Origin of the sequence: Nocardia miyunensis NBRC 108239 (assembly GCF_001613065.1) — a bacterium.
Classification (GTDB): domain Bacteria; phylum Actinomycetota; class Actinomycetes; order Mycobacteriales; family Mycobacteriaceae; genus Nocardia; species Nocardia miyunensis.
This window is the reverse complement of the sequence record NZ_BDBQ01000186.1, coordinates 1-1,630: the sequence shown is the minus strand read 5'-3', so window position 1 is coordinate 1,630 and position 1,630 is coordinate 1. Positions and strand designations below refer to the sequence as shown.

At 67.1% G+C, this 1,630-nt stretch carries 1 protein-coding gene; it reads right to left on the bottom strand.

Annotated elements, in window-relative coordinates:
• Positions 1-28: 28 nt before the first annotated feature.
• Positions 29-1,279, bottom strand: a complete 1,251-nt coding sequence (locus tag NM2_RS46890; protein ID WP_067684294.1) for an IS110 family RNA-guided transposase — start codon at positions 1,277-1,279, stop codon at positions 29-31.
• Between the last annotated feature and the right edge of the window lie 351 nt (positions 1,280-1,630).

The window sequence follows — 1,630 nt, the reverse complement described above, 5'->3', positions numbered from 1 at the left end:
AGGAAAGACATCTCATGGAGCTTAAAAGTCAAGCCGCAGCTGCGAGAGGAGGTGGGAAAGCTACATGCTCGTCGTAGAGCTGGCCGGTTTGCAGGCAATGATGGAGCAGGCCGAGGAACTTGTTGAACAGATGGCGTTGGGCCTGGTGGTTCCAGTCGCCCTTGGCGCGGCGGCGGTCGAAGTGGCGGCGTGCGCCGGGCGAGGCGCGCAGAGATGCCAGTGCCCAGATCTGGCCTGCGGCGGCCAGGCGCTTGTTCTTGATGTGCCGGTGCAAGATGATCTCTTTGCGGCCGCTGGCGCGGGTGATCGGCGCGGAGCCGGCGTAGGCTTTGAGTCCGCGTGCGTCAGCGAAACGTGTTCTGTCATCTCCGATTTCGGCGAGCACCCGGGCGCCTGCCAGTGCCCCGAGGCCGGGGAAGCTGGCGATGGTCTTCGCGTCCGGGTGCCGCTCAAAATGGGTGGTCGCCGCCTCGGCGAGGTCCTCCGCGGCTGCGCAGGCGGCATCGAACTGCCGCAACAGCGCTGCCAGTTGCAGGCCCATAGCGTCCTCGACCAGCTGCGGCTGCCGCAGCCGCCCCTGGGCGCGGAACACGGCGTAGAGCCGTTCGACGTCGTCACCGACATTGCGGCGCCGACCGGCCCTGGTCAGCAGCTTCCTCAGCTGTGCACGGGTCAGTTTGGCCACGCGGGCGGGAGTGGGTGCGGCGGCCAGTACGGTGCGGGCGTCGCGGCGAGCCAGTCCGCTGCCACCGCGGGCGCCGCGGGCCAGGTCGGCGAACGCGTCGAGGGCGGCCGGGTAGAAGTCCTTGCACAGCCCGCGCACTTGGTTACCGAGCCGCTGACGTTCCCATACCGCGTCCTGCTGAGCGCGGGCGAGCACCCGAATCGCCTGTGCCAGTTCAGTATCCGCTGGCAGCGGGCGGTGCGCGGCAGCGTCGGTCCGCAGGATGTCAGCGAGCATGACCGCGTCCATGGCGTCGGACTTGGCGCCCGAGACCTGACGGCGGGCGCGGTAACGCGACGCCGAGAGCGGATTGATCGGGTAAATCGGCCGGTCCGTGGCGCGCAGCGCGGCCACGAGCAAGCCGTGATCGGTCTCGATCGCCACCGGGATCGGATCCTGGGCGGTGTCACCGGCCTGCGTGAGCAGGTCCAGCAACTCGGCGAACCCCACCGCGTCGGTGCTGATACGGGCGCGGGCAATGACCTTTCCGGTGTCGTCGACGACGGCCACGTCGTGATGGGCCTCGGCCCAGTCGATGCCGCAGTAGAAGCTCAATTCCTCACCGTTCCTTCAGTTTTCACGACACGCCCGAGTCGGGCAGGGGTCCAGCGGCACCCTAATCACAGGACTCTGCGGTCCGACATCTCATCAGCCGTCCGTGACCCCAGTACACCGCAGGACCTCATGCTGTCGCAGAACTCGAAGGCTCGGGAACCCATTCGGGAGGTCGATGCTGCGGCGGACTCGAGCAACGGAATCCCACCACCTACCAGCAGATTCCGCCGCCAGGCGCGCCGTTCTTTCCTAAGACGTCGAACGCCGGGAACCATCAGGCATCACCTGACGACAGCTCCGCCGGGACCAGCCCGGCACCAACCAGAACCAATCCCTACTACTGATTAGGAA